Consider the following 21,046-nt stretch of genomic DNA (forward strand, 5'->3'; position numbering starts at 1 on the left):
CCGCCGCCGCCCCTGCTCAAACGCGTCCCGCCGGGCGCGTGGACGGCGTTCGCTTGGTGTGCGGGCACGGTGTTCACGTACCTCACGCGCGTCCGGCTGCCCGGCGAGTAGGAGCCGGGCCATCTGCGGGGCCCCCTTTTCACATCCCCGAGCCCGACTCCGCACCCCCGCTATCCGCTATCCGCCATCCGCCATCCGCCATCCGCCATCCGCTCAGCCCACGCCCCGTGACTCCTGCGCCGCCCGCGCCTCGATTCCCCGGAAGTGGACGGCCAGCGCGCGCTGCGCGCCCTCCACGTCGTGGGCACGCAGTGCCGTCACGATGTCCCGGTGTCTACGGGCCGTCAGCTCCGGCTCGGGGTCGTCGTGCCAGCCCCGGGCGCCCGAGACGCGGCGGAACACCGTCCAGAAGGCGCCGAGCAGCTGCGGCACGAGAGCGTTGCCGAGGGGGCCGTACAGCGCCTCGTGGAAATCGCGGTCGAGCTCGGGGAAGCGCCGGCCCGCGCGTCCCGCTTCCTCCATCCGGGTGACTACCGAATCCAGCCGGTCCAGTTGCGCGTCGGACAGCACCGCCGCGACCCGCCGGATGAGCCCGTCCTCCAGCACCTCTCTGACCTGGAGTATCTCGGCGAGCGCGGCGCCGTCCCCGTCGTGCCGGGCGAGCGTACGGAACGTCAGTCCGTCAACCAGCGGCGTCAACGACGCCTGCCCGACGTACGTGCCGTAGCCGTGCCTGATCTCCACGATGTCGAGGGCCTGGAGCGCCTTGAGGGCCTCCCGGACGGAGTTTCGGCTGACGCCGAGGACCTGCATCAGCTCGACCTCCGTGGGCAGCGGTGCGCCCGCCCGGAGTTTGCGATCGAGGATCAACTGCATGACCTCGCGCTGGACCTGGCCGCTCACCCGCCGCTCGGGCCGGCGTCGCTTCCCGGACTCCTGAGACATGCGGCGCATCGTACGCTCGCCGGACATCCCACGTCCCACCTCCAGGCATATCAGAATCGAACTGCCATGAATTAAACGAACCCTGCCGCACTTTCGACTCCACCCGGGTCGAATTTCATATCGTCATTGGTCGCACCTCTGGCAGATACGCCATTCGTGTGCGATCTCTTGACCGGCCCCACTGCCCCTCTTATGGTCGCGCTGCCCCCTATGACGTAGGACGTCGTATCTCCTCACCTTTTCGGACCCCACCCCGCTGGAGGAATCGTGCGCGACGTGACCCGCGACGTAACCGCCGCTGTATCGACCGCCCCGCACCGCCGGTCGTTTCTGAAGTACACCGGCGCGCTGGGTGCCGCCGCCGCCATTTCCTCCTCGCTGTCGGCCTGCTCGTCCGGGCCCGAGTCCACCAATGACACCGGGGGCGGCGGCGGGGGCGCGAACAGCACGCTCACGGCCGTGATCGGCTACGGCAACGACGGCAGCTGGGACCCCACGCAGACGGCCTCCGCCTTCTCCATGGCGGCCAACAACCACATCTACGAGGGTCTGCTCGACACCGACCCGATCTCCCGCGAGCCGTACGCCGCGCTCGCCACAGCGGTCCCCGGTGACCTCAGCAGCACCTCCTGGAAGTTCACGCTGCGGGCCGGGGCGACCTTCCACGACGGAAAGCCGGTCACCGCCGACGACGTGGTCTTCGTATTCGATCGAATCCTCGATCCGAACACCCAGACACTCGCCAAGGGGTTTTTCGCCAGTTGGCTGAAAGAAGTGAAAAAGGTCGACGCGCAGAATGTCGAGCTGGTGCTGAAGTTCCCCTTCCCCGAAGGGGTTTCCCGGCTCACCCTGGCGAAGATCATGCCGAAGCACGTGTTCTCCCAGCCGGGCGGCTGGGACGAAGCGATCAAGGGAAAGGCGATCGGTTCGGGACCGTACCGCCAGACCGCGCACCACCCGAAGTCGAACACGACGTTCGAGGCCTTCGCCGCCTACAACGGGCCGCGCAGAGCCGCGTTCAAGAAGATGAACTGGATGACGATAGTGGATGCCGCGCCCCGCGTCGCCAAGATCTCGGGGTCCAGTGCCGGCGCGCAGATCGCCGACAACATCCCGTACGCGAACATCCAGCAGCTCAAGGGCGGGGGGATGGACGTCCAGGGCGGGGCGGGGATGAACAACCTGTTCCTGATGTTCAACACCAAGCGCAAGCCCTTCGACGACGTACGGGTCCGCCAGGCGCTGCACTACGCCATCGACACGGAGAAGATGGTGCAGGTGGCTCTCAAGGGCCACGGCAGGCCGTCCTCGTCCTTCCTCAACGAGGCGAACCCCAGTTACCGGCCCGCGAAGTCGGTCTACGACTACGACCCGGAGAAGGCGAAGGCGCTCCTGAAGGAGGCCGGGGTCAGCGGGCTGAAGATCGAGATCCTGTCCGTGAACGTCAGCTGGATCGTCGACTGCCTGCCCACCATCAAGGCGTCCTGGGACGCGATCGGCGTCGACACGACCCTCAACCCGCAGGAAACCACCGCGGTGTTCACGAAGATGGACCAGAAGCAGGACTACCAGGTCGTGTCCGCGGCCTCGAACCCCAACCAGTTCGGCCTCGACGCGGACCTGATCATGCACTACAACTACGGGCCGCAGAACCTCTGGATGGGTTACGCCCGTTGGGCCGACAACTCCGTGGCCAAGCAGCTCTTCAAGGACATGGACCAGGCGACGCAGGAGCCCGACCCGGACAAGAAGAAGGCGATGATCCAGGACTACATCGACGTCGTCGCCGAGGAGGCCGTGCTCTACCCGGTGGTCCACAACGAGTTGATGACCGCCTGGGACCCGAAGAAGCTCACGGGTATAAGGGCACAGCCGTACCCGGGCATCAACCTCCTCCAGGCCAAGTGGGTGTGACCACCGCGGGTCTGACCGCCGCCGCCGAGTACCGCTAGCTGTACGGGAGTTCGTACGTGGTCGCCATCGCCAGAATCCTGGCCCGCAGGATCATTCTGCTCGTCCCGCTGATGCTCGGCATCGTCATGTTCGTGTTCCTCGTCATGCGGTTCTCGGACGTCGACCCGGCCTCCGCGTTCTTCCAGGGTGCCAACCCGACCCCGCAGCAACTGCACGACTTCCGTGAACAGAACGGCCTGCTCGATCCGTTCGTCGTCCGCTACTTCCACTTCATCGGTGACCTGCTCCACGGTGACATGGGCATCAGCGCGCTGACCCGCGCGCCGGTGCTCGACCAGATCGCCACCGCACTGCCACTGACCCTCCAACTCACCTTCCTGGGCCTGGGTATCGCGGTGGTCCTGTCCCTGCTGGGCGGGGTCACCGCGGCCATCTTCCGGGACCGTCTCCCCGACCAGATCATCCGCGTCGTGTCGCTGACGGGCGTCGCGGCGCCGGGCTTCTGGCTGGCCCTGCTGATGATCCAGTACCTGGCCGTCGACCTGGGCTGGTTCCCGACCGGCGGCTACATCAACCCGGCCGACTCCTTCACCGGCTGGCTGAAGACGATGACTCTCCCGGCCCTCGCCCTCTCCCTCCCGGTCGCCGCGCAGCTCACGCGCATCGTCCGTACGGCGGTGGTCGAGGAGTTGGACAAGGACTACGTCCGCACGGCGATCGGCAGCGGCCTGCCACCGAGGGTGGTGGTGGGCCGCAACGTGCTGCGCAACGCGCTCATCAACCCGCTCACGGTGCTGGGCCTGCGCGTCGGTTACCTGCTCGGCGGCGCGGTCGTCATCGAGACGATCTTCTCGCTCCCCGGCATGGGCAAGCTGATGATCGACGCCGTGAAGAACGGCGACCCGGCGGTCGTCCAGGGAGTGGTCCTGACGACGGCGACCGGTTTCGTGGTCGTGAACCTCGTCATCGACATCCTCTACCTCCTGGTCAACCCGCGACTGAGGGATGCGGCCTGATGTTCATGATGTTCGAACGGGGGCGCCTGGCCGCCCTCCTGTCCCGCCCGGGCATCCGCCTGCGCGGCTGGCGCCGTCTCCCGGTCCTCTCCAGGGTCGCGGTCTGCTTCCTGGCGCTGGTGGTGTTCGTCGCCGTCTTCGCCCCCCTCGTCTCCCCCGACGACCCCCTGGACCAACAGCCCCTGGTCGGCGGCACGGGAGCCCCCTCCGCCGAGCACTGGATGGGCCAGGACAGCCTGGGCCGCGACATCATGAGCCGGCTGATGTACGGCGCCCGCTGGTCCCTCGCCATCGGCCTGGGCGCCACCGCGCTCGCCCTCACCGTCGGCGCGCTGATCGGCGCGATCGCGGCGACCTCGCGCAAGGCGGTCGACGAGACGCTGATGCGCTGCCTGGACGTGGTGATGGCGTTCCCGGGCATCGCGCTGGCCGCCGTACTCGTCGCGGTCTTCGGCGGCGGCATCACGGTCCTGATCTGCGCGATCGCCTTCCTGTTCACCCCGCCGGTGGCGCGGGTGGTGCGGGCGAACGTCCTCGACCAGTACGGCGAGGACTACGTGACGGCGGAACGGGTGATCGGCGCCCGTACGCCCCACATCGTCCTTCGTCACGTCGCGATCAACTGCGCGGCGCCCGTGCTGGTGTTCTGCACGGTGCAGGTGGCGGAGGCGATCGTCTTCGAGGCGTCGCTGTCGTTCATCGGCGCGGGCGTACGGCCCCCGGACCCGTCCTGGGGAAGCGTCATCGCGGACGGCAAGAACATGGTCCTGACGGGCGGTTGGTGGGCGACGGTCTTCCCCGGCCTGCTGATGCTGATCACCGTACTGTCGCTGAACGTCCTCTCCGAGGGCGTGTCGGACGCCTGGGCGGCGCCGGCCGCGCGGGACGTGGAGGTACGGGAGGACGAGGACCGCCTGGAGGCCCCCGAGCCGGGAACGGGCGAGGTACTGGCCCTGCCGGGCCTGACGGAGGCGGCCGAACGCCTGCGCGCGAGGGCCCGCCCGGTCCCGACCGGCCTGCCCATACTGGCGGTCGAGAACCTGACGATCGGCTTCGCGGCCCGTCACGCGGGCGTGGACATCGTCGACGGCATCAGCTTCGAGGTCCACCCGGGCGAAGTCCTGGGCCTGGTGGGCGAGTCGGGCTGCGGCAAGTCGCTCACAGCGCTGACGGTGATGGGCTTGGAGCCGAAGGGCGCCCGGGTCACCGGCCAGGTCCGCTTCAACCAACGGAACCTGCTGACCGAGCCGATGCGCGTACGCCGCAGGCTGCTGGGCCACGAGATGGCGATGATCTACCAGGACGCCCTGTCGTCCCTGAACCCGGCGATGACGATCCGCTCGCAACTGAAGCAGGTCGTACGACGCGGAGGCCACCGCACACCGGAGGAACTGCTGGGCCTGGTGGGCCTGGACCCCGACCGCACCCTGCGCAGCTACCCGCACGAACTGTCGGGCGGCCAGCGACAGCGCGTCCTGATCGCGATGGCCCTGTCCCGCGACCCGAAGCTGATCGTCGCGGACGAACCGACCACGGCCCTGGACGTCACGGTCCAGGCCCAGATCATCGAGCTCCTCCTGCGTCTGCGCGAGGAGTTGGACTTCGCCCTGATCCTGGTCTCGCACGATCTGGCCCTGGTGGCGGACGTGACGGACCGGGTGGTCGTGATGTACGGCGGCCAGATCGTCGAGACGGGCGTGACGGCGGACCTGGTCGGCGCCCCCTCCCACCACTACACCCGAGGCCTGCTGGGCAGCGTGCTGTCCCTGGAGTCGGCGGCGGTCCGCATGACCCAGATCAAGGGCACGGTCCCCTCCCCCGCCGACTTCCCCAAGGGCTGCCGTTTCGCGGACCGTTGCCCGATGGCGACGGAGGTGTGCCGTACGACGGCCCCCGATCTCCTGGGCGCAGCAGCCCACTTGGCGGCCTGCCACCACCCGGCGATCGACCTGGCGACGCCGGAGCCGACGGGAAGGGAGACCGTGAATTGAGCGGCACCAGTACGACAGTGTCGGCCGAGTCGGCTGTATCGACTCCGTTGGTGGAACTGTCGGACACCCACGTGGTCCACAAGGCCCGCAGCGGCGGCCTGTTCACCCGGGACCGCGTGTACGCACTGACAGGCACCGACTTCACGGTGGCGCCCGGTGAGACGGTGGGCGTGGTGGGCGAGTCGGGCTGCGGGAAGTCGACGCTGGCGAAGGTGCTGGTGGGCGTACAGCCGCCGACGTCGGGACAAGTGTCGTTCCGGGGCGCCGACTTGTGGACCATGCAGCCGGCGGAACGCCGGTCGGCCATCGGCACGGGCACCGGCATGATCTTCCAGGACCCGTCGACAGCCCTGAACCGCCGCCTGACGGTCCGCCAGATCCTCCGCGACCCGTTGGACGTGCACCGGCGAGGCACGACAAAGGAACGGGAGGACCGCGTAAGGGAGTTGATGAGCCTCGTAGGCCTTCCACGAGCCCTGGCAGACGGCCTGCCGGGCCAGTTGTCAGGGGGCCAGCGCCAACGAGTGGCAATCGCAAGGGCGTTGGCCCTGGACCCCGACCTGGTGGTGGCCGACGAGCCGACGAGCGCCCTGGACGTGTCGGTCCGCGCCCAGATCCTGAACCTCCTCCTGGACCTGAAGGAGCGGCTGGGCCTGGCTCTGGTCTTCGTCTCGCACGACATCCAGACGGTACGCCGGATGAGCGACCGGGTGATCACGATGTACCTGGGCCGGATCGTGGAGGAGTCCCCGGCGGACGAGGTGACGGACGGGGCGCGTCACCCGTACACCCGGGCCCTGTTCTCGGCGACGCCGGGCCTACTGGACCCGATCGACCCGATCCCGCTGGTCGGCCCCGTCCCCTCGGCGACACATCCGCCGTCCGGCTGCCCGTTCCGCACCCGCTGCTGGAAGGCGACCGAGGTGTGCGCCGAGGTGATGCCGGAGTTCACGGCCGCGTCAATCCCGGGACACCGGTTCCGTTGCCACCACCCTGTGGAGGAGGGCCGGGCGACGCGTGACCTGGTCGCCCAGGCATCCACTGCCACGCCCGAGACGCCCTCCGACCTGCGGAAGCCCCCCGTAACGGCCGCACCCGCACCACCGCACGCCCCGAAAGACCCCAGGGAGCCCTGATGACCTTCCCCACCCCGCTGACCGGTGTCGTCCCTCCCGTCTGCACTCCGCTGACACCGGACCGCGGGGTGGACGTACGCTCGCTCGTCAGGCTGGTCGACCACCTGGTGGAGGCGGGCGTGGACGGCCTGTTCGTGCTCGGTTCGTCGTCGGAGGCCGCCTATCTGACGGACGATCAGCGCAGGCTGGTGGTGGAGACGGTGGTCGGCCATGTAGCGGGCCGGCTACCCGTCCTGGCGGGCGCGATCGACATGACGACCCCCCGGGTACTGGACCACGTACGGTCGGTCTCGGCGGCGGGCGCGGACGCGGTGGTCGTCACGGCCCCCTTCTACACCCGCACGCACCCCTCGGAGATCTCGCGCCACTTCCGCCTGGTGGCGTCGGGCAGCCCGGTCCCGGTGGTGGCGTACGACCTCCCGGCCTCCGTCCACAGCAAACTGCCCCCCGGCCTGGTCCTGGAACTGGCGGCGGACGGCGTCCTGGCCGGCCTCAAGGACTCCAGCGGAGACCTCGCGTCATTCCGCTCGGTGGTGACGGGGGCCCGGGAACACCCCGGCATCAGCGGCTTCAGCGTCCTGACGGGGAGCGAACTGCTGGTCGACTCGGCACTGGCTCTGGGCGCGGACGGCGCGGTCCCCGGCCTCGCGAACGTCGACCCGGGCGGCTACGTACGCCTGGACCGCTTCTGCCGAGCGGGCGACTGGGAGCGGGCCCGAGCCGAGCAGGAACGGCTGTGCGTGCTGTTCGGGATGGTGGGAGCGGGGGATCCCATCCGGATGGGGGGCAGCTCGGCGGGGCTGGGGGCGTTCAAGGCGGCGCTTTATTTGCGGGGAGTCATCGACTGCCCGGTTACCGCCGATCCCCAGATCCCGTTGTCGGAGGACGAGGTGGAGAGGGTGGGGAAGTTTCTGGCGGGGGCTGGGTTGTTGTAGAGGGATAAGGCAGGCGACGCTTCCGGTGAGGATCGTCCGCCGTCTCGGCTGCCGATCACGCTGAGCATTTCAGCACGTTTCTCTGCGTAGAACTACACTCACCTACATGCAGAGCGACGTGATGGCCGCGATGACGGCGGAGCAGCGGCAGGAGTTGGAGGCTCTGGGAACCTGGGTGCGGTTCCCCTCCAACCACGTGATCTTCTGGGAGGGGCAGCCGTCGCGTTCCGCCCTGATCATTCACGAGGGGAACGTCGCGGTGATGCAGACGGCACCAGACGACTCGGAGGTGCTACTGGCTGTCCGCGGTCCGGGCGAGTTGATGGGCGACGAGGGCGCCTTGATGGGGGAGCCGAGGTCAGCCACCGTCAAAGCTGTGAGCGATGTCGCGGGCCTGGACGTCACGGCAGAAGACCTCTTGGGATTCATTGACCGTAATCACCTGTGGCCGCAGATTTACCGAAGCGCGATTCACCGTCGGCGCGAGTCGGACGATGAGCGTGCCTCGCTCGCTCGCCTCACGATCACCCGCCGTTTTGCCCGCATGTTGCTCGACCTGGCCCAGGAGACCGGCAAAGAAGTCGACGGCCACTGGGAGATCGACCTGGCGCTGTCCCAGCAGGAGCTGGGCAGTCGAGTCGGCGCCTCTCGGGAAGCAGCCGCCCTCGCTCTGCGCAAGTTGCGTGAACAAGGGCTGGTCGCGACAGGCCGGCAGAGGTTGACCGTGCTGAACCTGGAGGGACTGCGCATTCTTGCATCTGAGTAGCAGTAGACTCTCGCTCTCTTATGCGTATTATTACACACAGACGCCCTTCGCCCGGCGCGGTGCGGAGGCGGTGCTCGGGAGGTCGCGAAATGCCGGACGAACTGGGGCCGTTTCAAGGTGTCTGGGACGCCTGGGTAGAAGTCCAGGAACAGATCGAACGCAAACCGATCTCCCACTTCGAGCAGGCCGTCCAGATCCAGTTCTCCGAGCTCAGAGAGCATCTCGAGGCAGGGGATCGCGAGGCCGCTGCGCGCGAGATGGTGGACGTGGTCAGCATTGCGCTCAACACGCTGCGCAAGCTGGGGTTCTCTCCGACAGAGATCGCGGAGATCGCCCAGAACCGGGCCAAGGACCGGATGTTGGGCCAAGCGGAAAAGATCCTGGACAAGTACGAGTCGGTCCATCAGATCTGATGCGCGGAAGCCTGGTTGGCAACGCGGGGGGTTCGGTCGAGGCTGCTGCTCATTCGGTCCGAGCCATGACATGGAAGGTGCGGATCGGTGGACGGCACGGCCATCCTCTTAGTTCTCGCCATGGCTGGCGTGATCTCTGTACTCCTCTTCGCCCTGAAGGGGCTCCTGGATCAGATGCCCGACGTGATCGAATCCGCTGGGCGAGTACGTGATGCCTGGCGGCGATTTCGCGGCGGAGGCCCGTAGCTCTCGCCATCGGTGAGTCTTCGCGCTCGGCGGCGATACCGTTGACGTTCGGAAAGCAGCCGTCACGAGACAGGGGCTCCCTCCTGCCCCTAACCCAGATCCACCAGCCCCATCCGCCGGAACTCGATCGACTCGTAGGTCCCCGCACTCCCCGTCTCGTACAGCACCCCCACCACCTGCCGGTCCACTCGCACCAGGTCCGAGTAGGCCGCCCTCCGGTTCGACAGGGTCAGTACCTTCTCGAAGGTTTCTCCGCCGTCGCCGCTTCTCCAGATCGCCATCGAACGGCGCACCGTCGGTTCCGAGGGGCCCGAGAACAGCAACGCGTCTGACTCGCCCCGCAGTTGGAGCACGCTTCCCTGCACCACCGGGACGTCGTTCAACGTCGGCTGGACGGTGTACGGGCGGTCCAGGGACTGTGCGCCGTCGCTCGAGTACGAGTCCAGCCGGTTGCCCGCCATCAGGCCGTTCTGGTCTCTGGACGAGAAGTACAGCCTGCCGTCCGGGAGTTGGGCGGCGCTCGTCTCGTTGGCGTTCTCGATGCCGTCGTAGGAATCGTCCACGAAGCCCAGGTGCCAGCTACGGCCGGCGTCGTCGCTGTAGATCGCGTGGCCGCCGTAGTACCTGGACTCCTGGCCGTTGTCCGGGGAGCCCGCGGGCGGGGCCGCCGAGTGGTTGGACGGGATCACGATCCTGCCCGCGTGCGGGCCCGTCGACAGATACACCGCATGCCCCGGACCCGTCGCGTACCAGCGCCAGTCGGGCAGTTTCACCTGGGCCGTGATGTCGTGCGGGGACGTGAAGCTCCGTCCGTCGTCCGTGGCGGAACTTGTCTGGACGAAGACCCTGCGGCTCTGCTGCGGTGTCGCCTCGCCTCGCATGATCTGGGCCTCGGTCACCGCGCCGGAGTTGTACGACGTCACCAGCACGATGCGGCCCGTCTCCCCGTCCACCACCGGAGCCGGGTTGCCCCGCGTGTCACCGTTCCCGGCCGCGACCACGGACAACGGGCCCCAGGTGCAGCCGCCGTCCGTGGAGCGGCGCAGGACCACGTCGATGTTGCCGCTGTCCCCGGCACCGTCGTGTCTGCCCTCGGCGAAGGCCAGAAGGGTGCCCTTGCCGGTCGTGACGGTGGCGGGGATGCGGTAGGTGTCGTAGCCGCCCAGGCCGGCGGTGTAGGGGACGGACGAGGTGCAGGAGGCTCGGCCGGCCGCCCGGGCCTGCGTCACGGTGAGGTCGGTGCCGATGCCGGTGCCGGTGATCAGGGCCGCGCCGGTGGTCGCGGCGAGCAGGATGCGGCTCAGGGGCGTCATCGCTCTCCCTTGCGGAGTGGAGTCGGGACGTGGGGGGGTGCCGGAGTGCCGATACAACAGCGCCAGAATGTGACAGAAGGTGAAGGGAAGGTGACAGTAACTCCGCTGACGGGGCGTCACCATGCATGGCGCGTACGGAACATACGTACCCGCGCGGCATCCGTACCCCGCGCCCACCGCCCCCTTTGCGCCACTCCCCCCGACCACACCCGCCCCCGACCTCACCCCGCCCCCGGCGTCACCATCCCCGACTCGTACGCCACGATCACCAGTTGCGCCCGGTCCCGCGCGCCCAGCTTCCCCATGATCCGGCTGACGTGGGTCTTCGCGGTGAGCGGGCTCAGGCCCAGCGTCTCCGCGATCTCCGTGTTGTTGAGGCCCCGCGCGACCAGCCCCAGCACCCCGCGCTCCCGTTCCGACAGGCATTCGGGCCCGCCCGTCGGCACCGGCGCCTCGGCGCTGCGCAGCAGGCGGGCTATCAGACGGGCCGTCGGGCCGGGGGACAGCAGAGCCTCGCCTGCCGCCACCGTGCGGATCGCGTCCAGGAGTTCCGCGGGCCTCGTGTCCTTGACCAGGAAGCCCGAGGCGCCCGCGCGCAGCGCCTCCACCACGTTCTCGTCCGTGTCGTACGTCGTCAGGACCAGCACCTTCACGCCCGCCAGATCCTCGTCGGCGGCGATCAGCCGGGTCGCCTCGATGCCGTCGAGGTCGGGCATGCGCAGGTCCATGACGACCAGGTCGGCACGGGCGCTGCGGGCCAGTTCGACGGCCTGACGGCCGGTGCCCGCCTGCCCCACCACCTCCATCCCCGGCGCCGATTCGACGAGCATCGCGAACGCCGCCCGTACGAGCGTCTGGTCGTCGGCCAGCAGCACACGAATGGCGGTCACCCGGCCTCCTCCCCCTTACGGCCGACCGGCAACGGAAGCACCGCGCTCACCCTGAATCCCCCGTCCTCCCCGAGCCCGGCGTCCAGTGTCCCGCCGACGCTCCGCGCCCGTTCCCGCATCCCGACCAGCCCGAAGCCACCATCGGAGGCGTCGTCGCCACACTCCCCCGCTCCGACCCCCACTCCGTCGTCCGCCACCTCGACGCGCAACGCGCCCTCACCTCCGTACAGCAGCACTCGTACCGTCAGATCCTCCCGCCCCCCGTGCCGTACCGCGTTCGTGAGCGCCTCCTGGACGATCCGGTAGGCGGCCGCGCCCACGGCCGGGGGGACCTCGTCCGCCCGTACCGTCAGTTCGACGCCCGCCCCCGACGCCCGTGCAGTCTCCGCGAGGTCGGGCAGGCCGGCCAGTCCGGGGAGAGACCCGCGCCCCTCTCCCACCCCTTGGCCCTCCCGCAGCACCTCCAGCGTCGTACGCAGCTCACCGCGTGCCGTTCGGCAGGTGTCGGCGATGTCGTCGAGGGCCTTGGCCACCGCCGCTCGGTCCAGGCGGTCCGGGTCGGCGGCCAGGACGTGGGCGGCCACCGAGGTCTGGACCCCCACCAGGGTGATGGTGTGTGCCAGCAGGTCGTGCAGGTCGCGGGCCACGCGCAGGCGCTCCTCCGCGACTCGGCGGCGGGCCTCCTCCTCGCGGGTGCGTTCGGCCCGTTCGGCACGCTCGACGATGGCCGACACGTACTGGCGGTAGAAGCGGACGTCGATGCCGCAGAAGAGCACCGCGACGATCCAGCCGGAGGTCTGCACCAGTTCGGCGGCCTGATGCATGCTCACGGTGAGCATCACGCTCATGGCGACGGCGAGCACCGCGGCTCCGGTCACGATCGTGCGCAGTGGGCGGCCGGTGACGGCGACCGTGTACAGCGCGATGTACGCGGCCGGGGTCGGCGCGCTGTGGTTGTAGTCGAGCGCGTGGTACGGCACGACGAGCGCCACCACGCCCACGAGCACCAGCATCGGACGGCGCCGCCGCCACACGATCGGCACGTACGCGCCGAGCAGCAGCACCCAGCCGAGCGCGCCGGGACGGCCGCCCTCGTCGAGTACGTACGGTCGGCTGCCCTCCCCCTCGGAGAACAGGGCGAGGAGCGTGCCGAGCAGCGCGCCGGCCAGCGCCAGCAGTACGTCGTTGCGGAACGCGTGCGGGGCGCTGAGCGGGTCGCGGCCGATCGCCGCCATGATCCGCTCGCCCCGTCCGACGGGGGCTCCTCTTCCGGTGGTCGACTGCACGGGACCATCCTGCGCCGACGGGCGCCCCCCCTGTCAGGGAGGGGCGCCCGCCAGTTCGTACGACGGAGGTCATACGGTTTCCGGCTGCCGTTCCGGGCGTACGGCGTTCGGGTCGGGCCTGCGGGACAGCGGGCCCGGCCACCACACCCGTCGGCCAAGCGCCACGCTCGCGCTCGTCACCAGGTACGTCCGGACGAGGAAGGTGTCCAGGAGCACCCCGACCGCGATCACGAAGCCCAGTTCGACGAGTTGTACGAGGCCCATGTTCGTCAGCACGGCGAAGGTCGCCGCGAGGACCAGCCCGGCGGAGGCGACGACCCCGCCGGTCGTCCGCAGCGCGGTGAGAGCGGCCTCCGCCGGTTCCGCGCCGCTCAGGGACTCCTCGCGCATCCGGTGCATGAGGAAGATTCCGTAGTCGACGCCCAGGGCGACCAGGAACACGAAGGACAGCAGGCCGAGTCCGGGGTCCGTGCCGTCGAAGCCGAACAGCGGGCCGAACACCAGTCCGCCGATACCGAGCGAGGCCCCCCACACCGCGACCACGGCGGCCACCAGCATCAGCGGCGCGACGAGCGAGCGCAGCAGCGCGATCAGGATCAGCAGCACCGACAGCAGCACGACGGGTACGACGACCCACACGTCCCGCGAGTTGGTGTCGACCAGGTCGATCTCCTGGGCGCTGGGCCCGCCGACGTAGGAACCCGTCAGCTCCTTCCGCAGCCGCTCGATGGTCTTGGTCTCGGCGGCCGACTGGGGCATGTCCTTCGCGAAGACCGTGATCTCGGTCCAGCCGTGGCCGGTACGTCCCTTCTGCGCGTCGCTGATCCCGTCGGCGCCCCGGATTTCGGCGAGGGTCTCGTCGGCCTTCCCGGCCGGGGTGATGACGTCGATGGGCTGGGTGCCCTGGTCGGGGTAGGCCTCGCTGAGGGTCCGCATCGCGACGACGGCCTCCGGCTTGTCGACGAAGGCGTCCTCCTGCTTGACCGGTCCGGACAGGTTCAGCATGCCCAGGGCGAGCGCGCCGAGCAGGACCGTGCCGCTCGCGAGGACCACCAGCGGCCGGCGGCCGGCGGAGCTGCCCATCGCGGCGAACAGCGACAGCCGGCGCGTTCGGGGTGTGCTGCCGTACGCGGGCACGAGCGGCCAGAACACCTTGCGGCCCAGCAGCACCAGGATCGCGGGGAGCAGGGTCAGCATGGCGACGAGCGCGCACAGCACGCCCACCGCGCCCAACGGGCCCATGCTGCGGCTGGAGTTGAGGTCGGCGGCGAGCAGGCACAGCACTCCGGCGGCGACCGTCCCGGAGGAGGCGAGGACGGCGGGCCCGCAGCCGCGCAGGGCGGCCGTCATGGCGTCGTACGGTCGCTCGACGCGCCGCAGTTCCTCCCGGTAGCGGGAGACGAGCAGGAGGGCGTAGTCCGTGCCCGCGCCGAAGACGAGGATCGTCATGATGCCGGAGCTCTGACCCGAAACCGTGGTGCCGAAGGCCTGGTTGAGGCCGTAGGCGACTCCCATCGACAGGAAGTCCGCGATCCCCGCGACGACGAGTGGGACCAGCCACAGCACCGGGCTGCGGTAGATGAGGATCAGGAGCAGGGCGACCACGGCGACCGTGGTGTAGAGCAACGGTCCGCCGAGCGAGTCGTAGACCTCGCCGGCATCGGTGGCCAGCGCCCCCGGCCCGCCGACCTCGACCCTCAACCCGCCTTCGCCGTTCGCGACTTGGCGCACGTCATGGACGAGGGCGTCCCGTTTCTTCTCGTCGGTGCCGGGCTCGTTGCTGGTCACCGGGTACATGAGCGCGGTGCCGTCGGCGGACGGTACGCCCTGTGGGGCGGCCGTCAGGACGTGCTCGCCGGCGATCCGGTCGATCTGTTCGGCGGCCGTCGCCTTGTCGGCCGGGGTGAGTCCACCGTCGCGGTGGTAGACGAGGACCAGCTCGGTGGTCTCGCCGCCGGGCAACTCGTCCTGGATCCTGGCGACCTGGGTCGAGTCGGCGTTCGCGGGCAGATAGTCGGTGATGCGGTCGTGCTGTACTTCGGAGAGCTTCGCCGCGAACGGCCCCACGATCGCGAGCAACCCGATCCACAGGCCGAGCACGAGCAACGGCAGGGTCCGCCTGCGTCGCGCACTCGCCACTGCCTCAGCGGCCCCCACGGACCTCTTGGTCTCCCTGGCCCCCATCTCGGGGCCCTCCCCTCGTCCGGACTTCTGGATGATGACGCTCACCAGGATTCCGCCGCGCGGGGGTGGATTCGTCGCGCGGGAGGGCGAGTTCGGGGCTACTCCCGGGGGTGTCCGGGATGGGCCGGTACTCCCTGGGGAGTACCGGGGCTCCTACGACGGTGTACACGCCGCCGCCAGCAGCCGGGTCACGTCGTCCGCGCAGATCGTCAGCGCCGCGCCGACCGTCGCGAGCACATCGCGTTCCGCCGGTGTGTACGGGCCGTCGGCCAGTGCGATGCGGGCGCCCTGGAGCAGGATCGATTCGCGGCCGGGGGCGGCGAGATGGGGGGCCAGGGGATCGAGGGCCTCGTGGAGCTCTATGGCGAGCCCGGGGCCGCACGGGGGGCCGAAGAGACGGCCCGTGTCGGCGGCCAGGGCCTCCACCAGAGCCTCCAGCTGGTCCTCCGTACAGTCGTCGAAGCCGGCCGCGCGGACGCCGGTCGCGGCCGTCTCCAGGGTGAGGCGGGCGTGGGTGCCGCCGGCGGCGAGGACCGCGAGGGCGACCGTGTGGACCGCGTCGCGGAGCATCGCGGAGAAGCGGGTGGTGGTGGGGTGGTCGAGGACGTCCGTGCCGAAGTGGCTCTGGCAGGCCGCGCATTCGACGACCGGGCCGGTCTCGCCGCGCGGCAGAATCGGTACGCCGAGAATCGTGAAGCGGCGGCGGCCCGTCAGGCGCTGGTAGTTGCGGTCCCCGCCGCAGCCCGGGCAGAAGAACTCGCCGTCACCGACCCCGGCCCAGACCGTACGGGAGCCCAGGACGCGTGCCGTCCGGCCTCCGCGCACGACTCGGCCGTCCCGGCTGTCTCGCCCCGGTCCTGAGAGCACGTAGCACCTCCGCTAACTCCCCCACTGCCTGTTGCAGGGCGCGAGAGTTACCCCCACCGGCAACACTGCCGCGCTGGCGTGATGTTAGCCACATTGTTGATGTGGAGTCAGTACCCAGGACCAGACCTGCCCATGACCGGACCTTGGTTTGGCCGGTAAACGACGGCCGCCCCGTCCGCCACAGAGGGCGGACGGGGCGTGAAACCAGTCGGTCGGGTGAGTCAGCGGCCCGCGCGGTTGACGGCGGAGACGACCGCCTTCAGGGAGGCGCGGGTGGTGTTGGCGTCGATGCCGATACCCCACAGGACCTTGTCGCCGATGGCGACCTCGATGTAGGAGGCGGCCTGCGCGGAGGCACCCTCGCTCATCGTGTGCTCGGAGTAGTCCAGGAGACGGGCGTCGATGTCCAGCCCCTGCAGGGCGTGGAAGAACGCCGAGATCGGGCCGTTGCCGGAGCCGACCAGGGTGGTCTCGACGCCGTCGACCTCGGCCTCGACGGTCAGGGTGTCCACGCCGTCCTTGTCGGTGGTCGACTGGCCGGTCTTCAGCTGGATCCGGCCCCAGGGGTTCTCGGGGTTAGGCAGGTACTCGTCCCGGAACGCCGCCCAGATGTCCTTCGGGGTGACCTCGCCGCCCTCGGCGTCCGTCTTCGCCTGGATCAGCTTGGAGAACTCGATCTGCATCCGGCGCGGCAGGTCCAGCTTGTGGTCGTTCTTCAGGACGTACGCGATACCGCCCTTGCCCGACTGGGAGTTGACCCGGATCACGGCCTCGTAGGACCGGCCGACGTCCTTCGGGTCGATCGGCAGGTACGGGACCGCCCACTCGATGTCGTCGACGGTGACCCCCTTGGCGGCCGCGTCGGCCTCCATGGCGTCGAAGCCCTTCTTGATGGCGTCCTGGTGGGAGCCGGAGAAGGACGTGTAGACCAGGTCGCCCACGTACGGGTGGCGCGGGTGGACCTCCATCTGGTTGCAGTACTCCCACGTACGACGGATCTCGTCGATGTCGGAGAAGTCGATCTGCGGGTCGACGCCCTGCGAGAACAGGTTCATGCCCAGGGTGACCAGGTCGACGTTGCCGGTGCGCTCGCCCTGGCCGAACAGACAGCCCTCGACGCGGTCGGCGCCGGCCATCAGGGCCAGTTCGGCGGCGGCGACGGCCGTGCCGCGGTCGTTGTGGGGGTGGATCGACAGGACGACGTGCTCGCGGCGGGTCAGGTTGCGGCCCATCCACTCGAAGCGGTCCGCGTGCGTCGACGGGGTCGAACGCTCCACCGTGGCGGGCAGGTTGAGGATGATCTCGCGGCCCGGGCCGGGCTGCCAGACGTCCATGACCGCCTCGCAGACCTCCAGCGCGAAGTCCAGCTCGGTGTCGGTGAAGATCTCGGGGCTGTACTGGTAGCCGAACTCCGTCTCGGGGCCCAGCAGCTTCTCGGCGTACTCCATGACCAGCCGGGTGCCGTCGACGGCGATCTGCTTGATCTGGTCCTTGGAGCCGCGGAAGACGACCCGGCGGAAGACGGGCGCGGTCGCGTTGTACAGGTGGACCGTGGCGCGCTTGGCGCCCTTCAGGGACTCGACGGTCCGCTCGATCAGGTCCTCGCGGGCCTGGGTCAGTACGGAGATGGTGACGTCGTCCGGGATCGCGCCCGGCTCCTCGACGATGGAGCGGACGAAGTCGAAGTCCGTCTGCCCGGAGGCGGGGAAACCGACCTCGATCTCCTTGTAGCCCATCTTGACCAGCAGATCGAACATCGCGCGCTTGCGGGCCGGGGACATCGGGTCGATCAGGGACTGGTTGCCGTCCCGCAGGTCCGTGGAGAGCCAGCGGGGGGCGACGGTGATCCGGTTTCCGGGCCAGGTGCGGTCGGAGATGTCGACCTGCTCGTACTGGCCGTACTTGTGGATCGGCATGGAACTGGGCTGCTGGCGATTGGCGCTGTGGGCCATGATGCGTGGGCTCCTCGTGGTGTCCTGAAGGACGGCCGACGGCGCAACGCCAGACTCCGCGGGGAGGGGGTCGGCCTCTACTTACAGGCCCTCGCCGCGGCAGCTAAGGAGGAGCAGCCCGATACGCATGATGCTCCGCACTGTAGCCGAGCCGCGCCGGACGCGCGGGTCTGTATCACTATGCGGGACCATCAGTATGCGGGAGTGGGAGAGCAAAAGGGGCAAAAAGTGCGCCATCCCACTCGGCGTCACTCAGCTCATACCACTCCGTCACCGAGCGAGGGCCCCTTGTCCCGCTATTTCACCAATCATGGTTGCGGGTGGTGACAGTCGGGTGACTCGGTGCAAGGGTGCCGGGCATGACGACAAACGGGGGCTTTGAGCCCGTCTTCTGCACGATCGTCCCACCGCACATCCTCACCACGCTCGCCCGTCACGAGGACCCGGCCATCTCCGGCCCCGCCCAGCACACCCTGCTGCTCGACGCCCACAAACGAGCCGAACGCAGCATCACCACCGAGTTCGGCCTGGCCGGCGCCGCGGCCGTGAAGGCGCCCTCCGACCAGCCGCTGCGCACGATCTACGACGCCGGGCACCGCACCACGCTGCCCGGCACGAAGGTGCGCGCCGAGGGCTCGGAACCCGGCCAGGACGCCACCGTCAACCGCGCCTACGCCGGTCTGGGAGCCACCTTCGACCTGTACCTCAAGGCCTACCAGCGCCACTCGATCGACGGCGACGGCCTGCCCCTCGACGCGAGCGTCCACTACGACGAGGGCTACAACAACGCCTTCTGGGACGGCAAGCAGATGGTGTTCGGCGACGGTGACGGCGAGATCTTCGTCGACTTCACCAACTCCGTCGACGTCATCGGCCACGAGCTCACCCACGGCGTCACCCAGCACACCGCGAACCTCACGTACTTCGGCCAGCCGGGCGCCCTCAACGAGTCGATGTCGGACGTCTTCGGCTCGCTCATCAAGCAGTACTCCCTCGGCCAGACCGCCGCCGAGGCCGACTGGCTGATCGGCGCGGGCCTGCTCGCCCCGAGCGTCACCGGCACCGCCCTGCGCTCCATGAAGGAACCGGGCAGCGCGTACGACGACGACGTACTCGGCAAGGACCCGCAGCCCGCGACCATGGACGGCTATGTCCGCACCGGCCGCGACAACGGCGGCGTCCACATCAACAGCGGCATCCCCAACCACGCCTTCTACCTCGTCGCCACCGCGCTCGGCGGCAACGCGTGGGAGCGGGCCGGGCAGATCTGGTACGACGTGCTGACCGGCGGCGACCTGAAGGAGAGGGCGTTCTTCGACGACTTCGCCCAGCTGACGGTCGCCACCGCGAGCGAGCGCTACGGCGACGGCGAGGAACTCCAGGCCGTGACGAAGGCCTGGGAGCGCGTCGGAGTACCCATCACACCCCGGCCCCGCCTGTAGGCCACAGCCCTCCGGCCCTCGTACTGGAGCCGTTCTCGTACTAGACAGGGACCCATGCTGATTCAGGTGACACGTACGGGCGGATTCGCGGGCATCGAGCGGCACGCCGAGGTGGACACCTCGGGGCGGCCCGACGCCCCGGCGTGGCACGCCCTGGCGGATCAGGCGGTCGCGGGCGGCCAGGGCACCCCTCCGACCGGGGTTCCGGACGGCTTCGGCTACGAGATCACGGTGGACGGGAAGACGGTGTACTGCGCCGACCCCCGGCTCACCGACGAGCAACGGAAGTTGATCTCAAGGGTGTTGAAGGAAGGGGCGTAACGGGCATCGCGGGTGCCGGGGCGTTCACGGACAGGGCGTTTACGGCTTGTTGACCTCAGCCCGTTGACACCCGTTACCCCCGGTACCCATGATCCGGCGCATGGCGACCAACCCGATACCCCAGTTCCCGGCCGGCTTCCTGTGGGGCGTGTCCACCTCGGCGCACCAGATCGAGGGCGCGGTGGACCAGCGCGAACCGTCCGTGTGGGACACCTTCACGGCCGAGCCCGGGCGCGTGAAGGACGGCTCGACGGCGGCGGTGGCCTGCGACCACTTCCACCGCTACCCCGAGGACGTGGCCCTGCTGGCCGGCCTCGGCGTCGACGCGTACCGCTTCTCCGTCTCCTGGCCCCGCGTGAACTCCCCCGGCGGCCTCGACTTCTACGACCGGCTGGTGGACGAGCTGTGCTCGGCGGGCGTACGTCCCGTCCCGACCCTCTTCCACTGGGACCTGCCGGCCCGCCTCCAGGAGAAGGGCGGCTGGCTGGAACGGGACACGGCGTCCCGGTTCGCCGAGTACGTGTCCCTCGTGGCAGAGCGGCTCGGCGACCGCGTGAAGAAGTGGATCACGCTCAACGAGCCCGCCGAACACACCCTGTTCGGCCACGCGTTGGGCGCGCACGCACCGGGCAAGCAGCTGATGTTCGACGCGCTCCCGGCCGCCCACCACCAACTCCTCGGCCACGGACTGGCCGTACGGGCACTGCGCGCCGCCGGCGCCACGGACATCGGGATCGCCAACTCGCACGGGCCTACCTGGCCGGCGTCGCAGGAGCCCGCCGACCTGGAGGCGGCCGGTTTCTACGACCTCCTCCTCAACCGGCTGTTCGCCGACCCGGTCCTGCTGGGCGAATACCCCGAGGGGCTCGGCGAGTTGATGCCGGGCGACGTGGAGGCCGACCTGAAGGTGATCGGGGAACCGCTCGACTTCTACGGCGTCAACTACTACGCGCCGACGAAGGTGGGCGCGCCGCAGGGCGCCGACATCGAGTTCGGCGGACTGACGATCCCGGCCGAACTCCCCTTCTCCGTCCAGGAGATCGAGGGTGTGCCGGTGACGGACTTCGGCTGGCCCGTCGTACCGGAGGGTCTCACCGAGCTGCTCACCACCTTCCGTGACCGTTACGGCGACCGGCTGCCGCCCGTCGTCATCACCGAGAACGGCTGCTCGTACGAGGGGCTCGACGACCAGGACCGGATCGCCTACCTGGACGGCCATGTCCGGGCGCTGCACCGGGCGGTGGAGGCGGGCGTGGACGTGCGCGGCTACTTCGTGTGGTCGCTGCTGGACAACTTCGAGTGGGCGGAGGGGTACGCGCGGCGCTTCGGGCTGGTCCACGTGGACTTCGACGACCCGGCGACGCTGACCCGGACGCCCAAGGCCTCGTACGCCTGGTTCAGCGACCTTCTCCGGGCGCAGAGAGCCTGA

General features: G+C 69.4%; 17 protein-coding genes. 10 read left to right on the forward strand and 7 right to left on the reverse strand.

Annotated features, from left to right (window positions below):
• Positions 1–213: 213 nt before the first annotated feature.
• Positions 214–945 (reverse strand): FadR/GntR family transcriptional regulator, encoded by a 732-nt coding sequence (locus STRTUCAR8_RS12705; RefSeq protein ID WP_234372463.1) that lies wholly within the window; start codon positions 943–945, stop codon positions 214–216.
• 267 nt (positions 946–1,212) lie between these two features.
• Between STRTUCAR8_RS12705 and STRTUCAR8_RS12710 the strand changes: the two genes are divergently transcribed.
• The 7 genes from STRTUCAR8_RS12710 (at position 1,213) to STRTUCAR8_RS12740 (ending at position 9,116) form a co-directional block, all read left to right on the forward strand.
• A complete protein-coding gene (locus STRTUCAR8_RS12710) occupies positions 1,213–2,859 on the forward strand; it encodes an ABC transporter substrate-binding protein (RefSeq protein WP_044472090.1) in 1,647 nt (548 codons plus the stop codon).
• Between the two features lie 56 nt (positions 2,860–2,915).
• Positions 2,916–3,875: an ABC transporter permease gene (locus tag STRTUCAR8_RS12715; RefSeq protein WP_006376110.1), complete on the forward strand. Its 960-nt coding sequence runs from the start codon at positions 2,916–2,918 to the stop codon at positions 3,873–3,875.
• An 8-nt stretch (positions 3,876–3,883) separates the two neighbouring features.
• A complete protein-coding gene (locus STRTUCAR8_RS12720; RefSeq protein WP_407705482.1) occupies positions 3,884–5,866 on the forward strand; it encodes a dipeptide/oligopeptide/nickel ABC transporter permease/ATP-binding protein in 1,983 nt (660 codons plus the stop codon).
• A 50-nt stretch (positions 5,867–5,916) separates the two neighbouring features.
• Entirely contained in the window at positions 5,917–7,002 is a 1,086-nt protein-coding gene (locus tag STRTUCAR8_RS12725) for an ABC transporter ATP-binding protein (RefSeq protein ID WP_179200492.1), read from the forward strand.
• Positions 7,002–7,937 (forward strand): dihydrodipicolinate synthase family protein, encoded by a 936-nt coding sequence (locus STRTUCAR8_RS12730; protein WP_006376111.1) that lies wholly within the window; start codon positions 7,002–7,004, stop codon positions 7,935–7,937. The genes STRTUCAR8_RS12725 and STRTUCAR8_RS12730 overlap by 1 nt, the downstream gene beginning before the upstream one ends.
• Positions 7,938–8,043: 106 nt before the next feature.
• The gene (locus STRTUCAR8_RS12735) at positions 8,044–8,703 is read left to right on the forward strand and encodes a Crp/Fnr family transcriptional regulator (RefSeq protein WP_006376099.1); all 660 of its coding nucleotides are present in this window, start codon (positions 8,044–8,046) and stop codon (positions 8,701–8,703) included.
• Positions 8,704–8,792: 89 nt separating this feature from the next.
• Positions 8,793–9,116: a hypothetical protein gene (locus STRTUCAR8_RS12740; RefSeq protein WP_006376135.1), complete on the forward strand. Its 324-nt coding sequence runs from the start codon at positions 8,793–8,795 to the stop codon at positions 9,114–9,116.
• A gap of 335 nt (positions 9,117–9,451) precedes the next feature.
• On the opposite strand, the gene STRTUCAR8_RS12745 is transcribed toward STRTUCAR8_RS12740, so the two are convergent.
• The 6 genes from STRTUCAR8_RS12745 to leuA form a co-directional block, all read right to left on the reverse strand.
• Positions 9,452–10,675 (reverse strand): sialidase family protein, encoded by a 1,224-nt coding sequence (locus tag STRTUCAR8_RS12745; protein WP_006376143.1) that lies wholly within the window; start codon positions 10,673–10,675, stop codon positions 9,452–9,454.
• A gap of 221 nt (positions 10,676–10,896) precedes the next feature.
• Entirely contained in the window at positions 10,897–11,565 is a 669-nt protein-coding gene (locus STRTUCAR8_RS12750) for a response regulator (RefSeq protein WP_006376095.1), read from the reverse strand.
• Positions 11,562–12,851, reverse strand: coding sequence for a sensor histidine kinase (locus tag STRTUCAR8_RS12755; protein ID WP_006376138.1), 1,290 nt, complete (start codon positions 12,849–12,851; stop codon positions 11,562–11,564). The genes STRTUCAR8_RS12750 and STRTUCAR8_RS12755 overlap by 4 nt, the downstream gene beginning before the upstream one ends.
• A 69-nt stretch (positions 12,852–12,920) precedes the next feature.
• Positions 12,921–15,035, reverse strand: a complete 2,115-nt coding sequence (locus STRTUCAR8_RS12760) for an MMPL family transporter (RefSeq protein WP_179200569.1) — start codon at positions 15,033–15,035, stop codon at positions 12,921–12,923.
• A 153-nt stretch (positions 15,036–15,188) separates the two neighbouring features.
• Positions 15,189–15,860: a tellurite resistance TerB family protein gene (locus STRTUCAR8_RS12765; protein ID WP_006376142.1), complete on the reverse strand. Its 672-nt coding sequence runs from the start codon at positions 15,858–15,860 to the stop codon at positions 15,189–15,191.
• Positions 15,861–16,123: 263 nt separating this feature from the next.
• On the reverse strand, positions 16,124–17,854 hold the full coding sequence (leuA, locus tag STRTUCAR8_RS12770; RefSeq protein WP_006376140.1) for a 2-isopropylmalate synthase: 1,731 nt from the start codon (positions 17,852–17,854) through the stop codon (positions 16,124–16,126).
• A 359-nt stretch (positions 17,855–18,213) separates the two neighbouring features.
• Here leuA and STRTUCAR8_RS12775 point away from each other — a divergent pair, with 359 nt between their 5' ends.
• The 3 genes from STRTUCAR8_RS12775 to STRTUCAR8_RS12785 all read left to right on the forward strand — a co-directional run bounded on the left by STRTUCAR8_RS12775 (position 18,214) and on the right by STRTUCAR8_RS12785 (position 21,046).
• Positions 18,214–19,296, forward strand: a complete 1,083-nt coding sequence (locus tag STRTUCAR8_RS12775; protein WP_044472091.1) for a M4 family metallopeptidase — start codon at positions 18,214–18,216, stop codon at positions 19,294–19,296.
• Between the two features lie 54 nt (positions 19,297–19,350).
• Positions 19,351–19,617, forward strand: a complete 267-nt coding sequence (locus STRTUCAR8_RS12780; RefSeq protein ID WP_006376149.1) for a protealysin inhibitor emfourin — start codon at positions 19,351–19,353, stop codon at positions 19,615–19,617.
• Positions 19,618–19,705: 88 nt separating this feature from the next.
• Positions 19,706–21,046 (forward strand): GH1 family beta-glucosidase, encoded by a 1,341-nt coding sequence (locus tag STRTUCAR8_RS12785; protein ID WP_006376139.1) that lies wholly within the window; start codon positions 19,706–19,708, stop codon positions 21,044–21,046.

The organism is Streptomyces turgidiscabies Car8, assembly GCF_000331005.1.
Taxonomy (GTDB): domain Bacteria; phylum Actinomycetota; class Actinomycetes; order Streptomycetales; family Streptomycetaceae; genus Streptomyces; species Streptomyces turgidiscabies.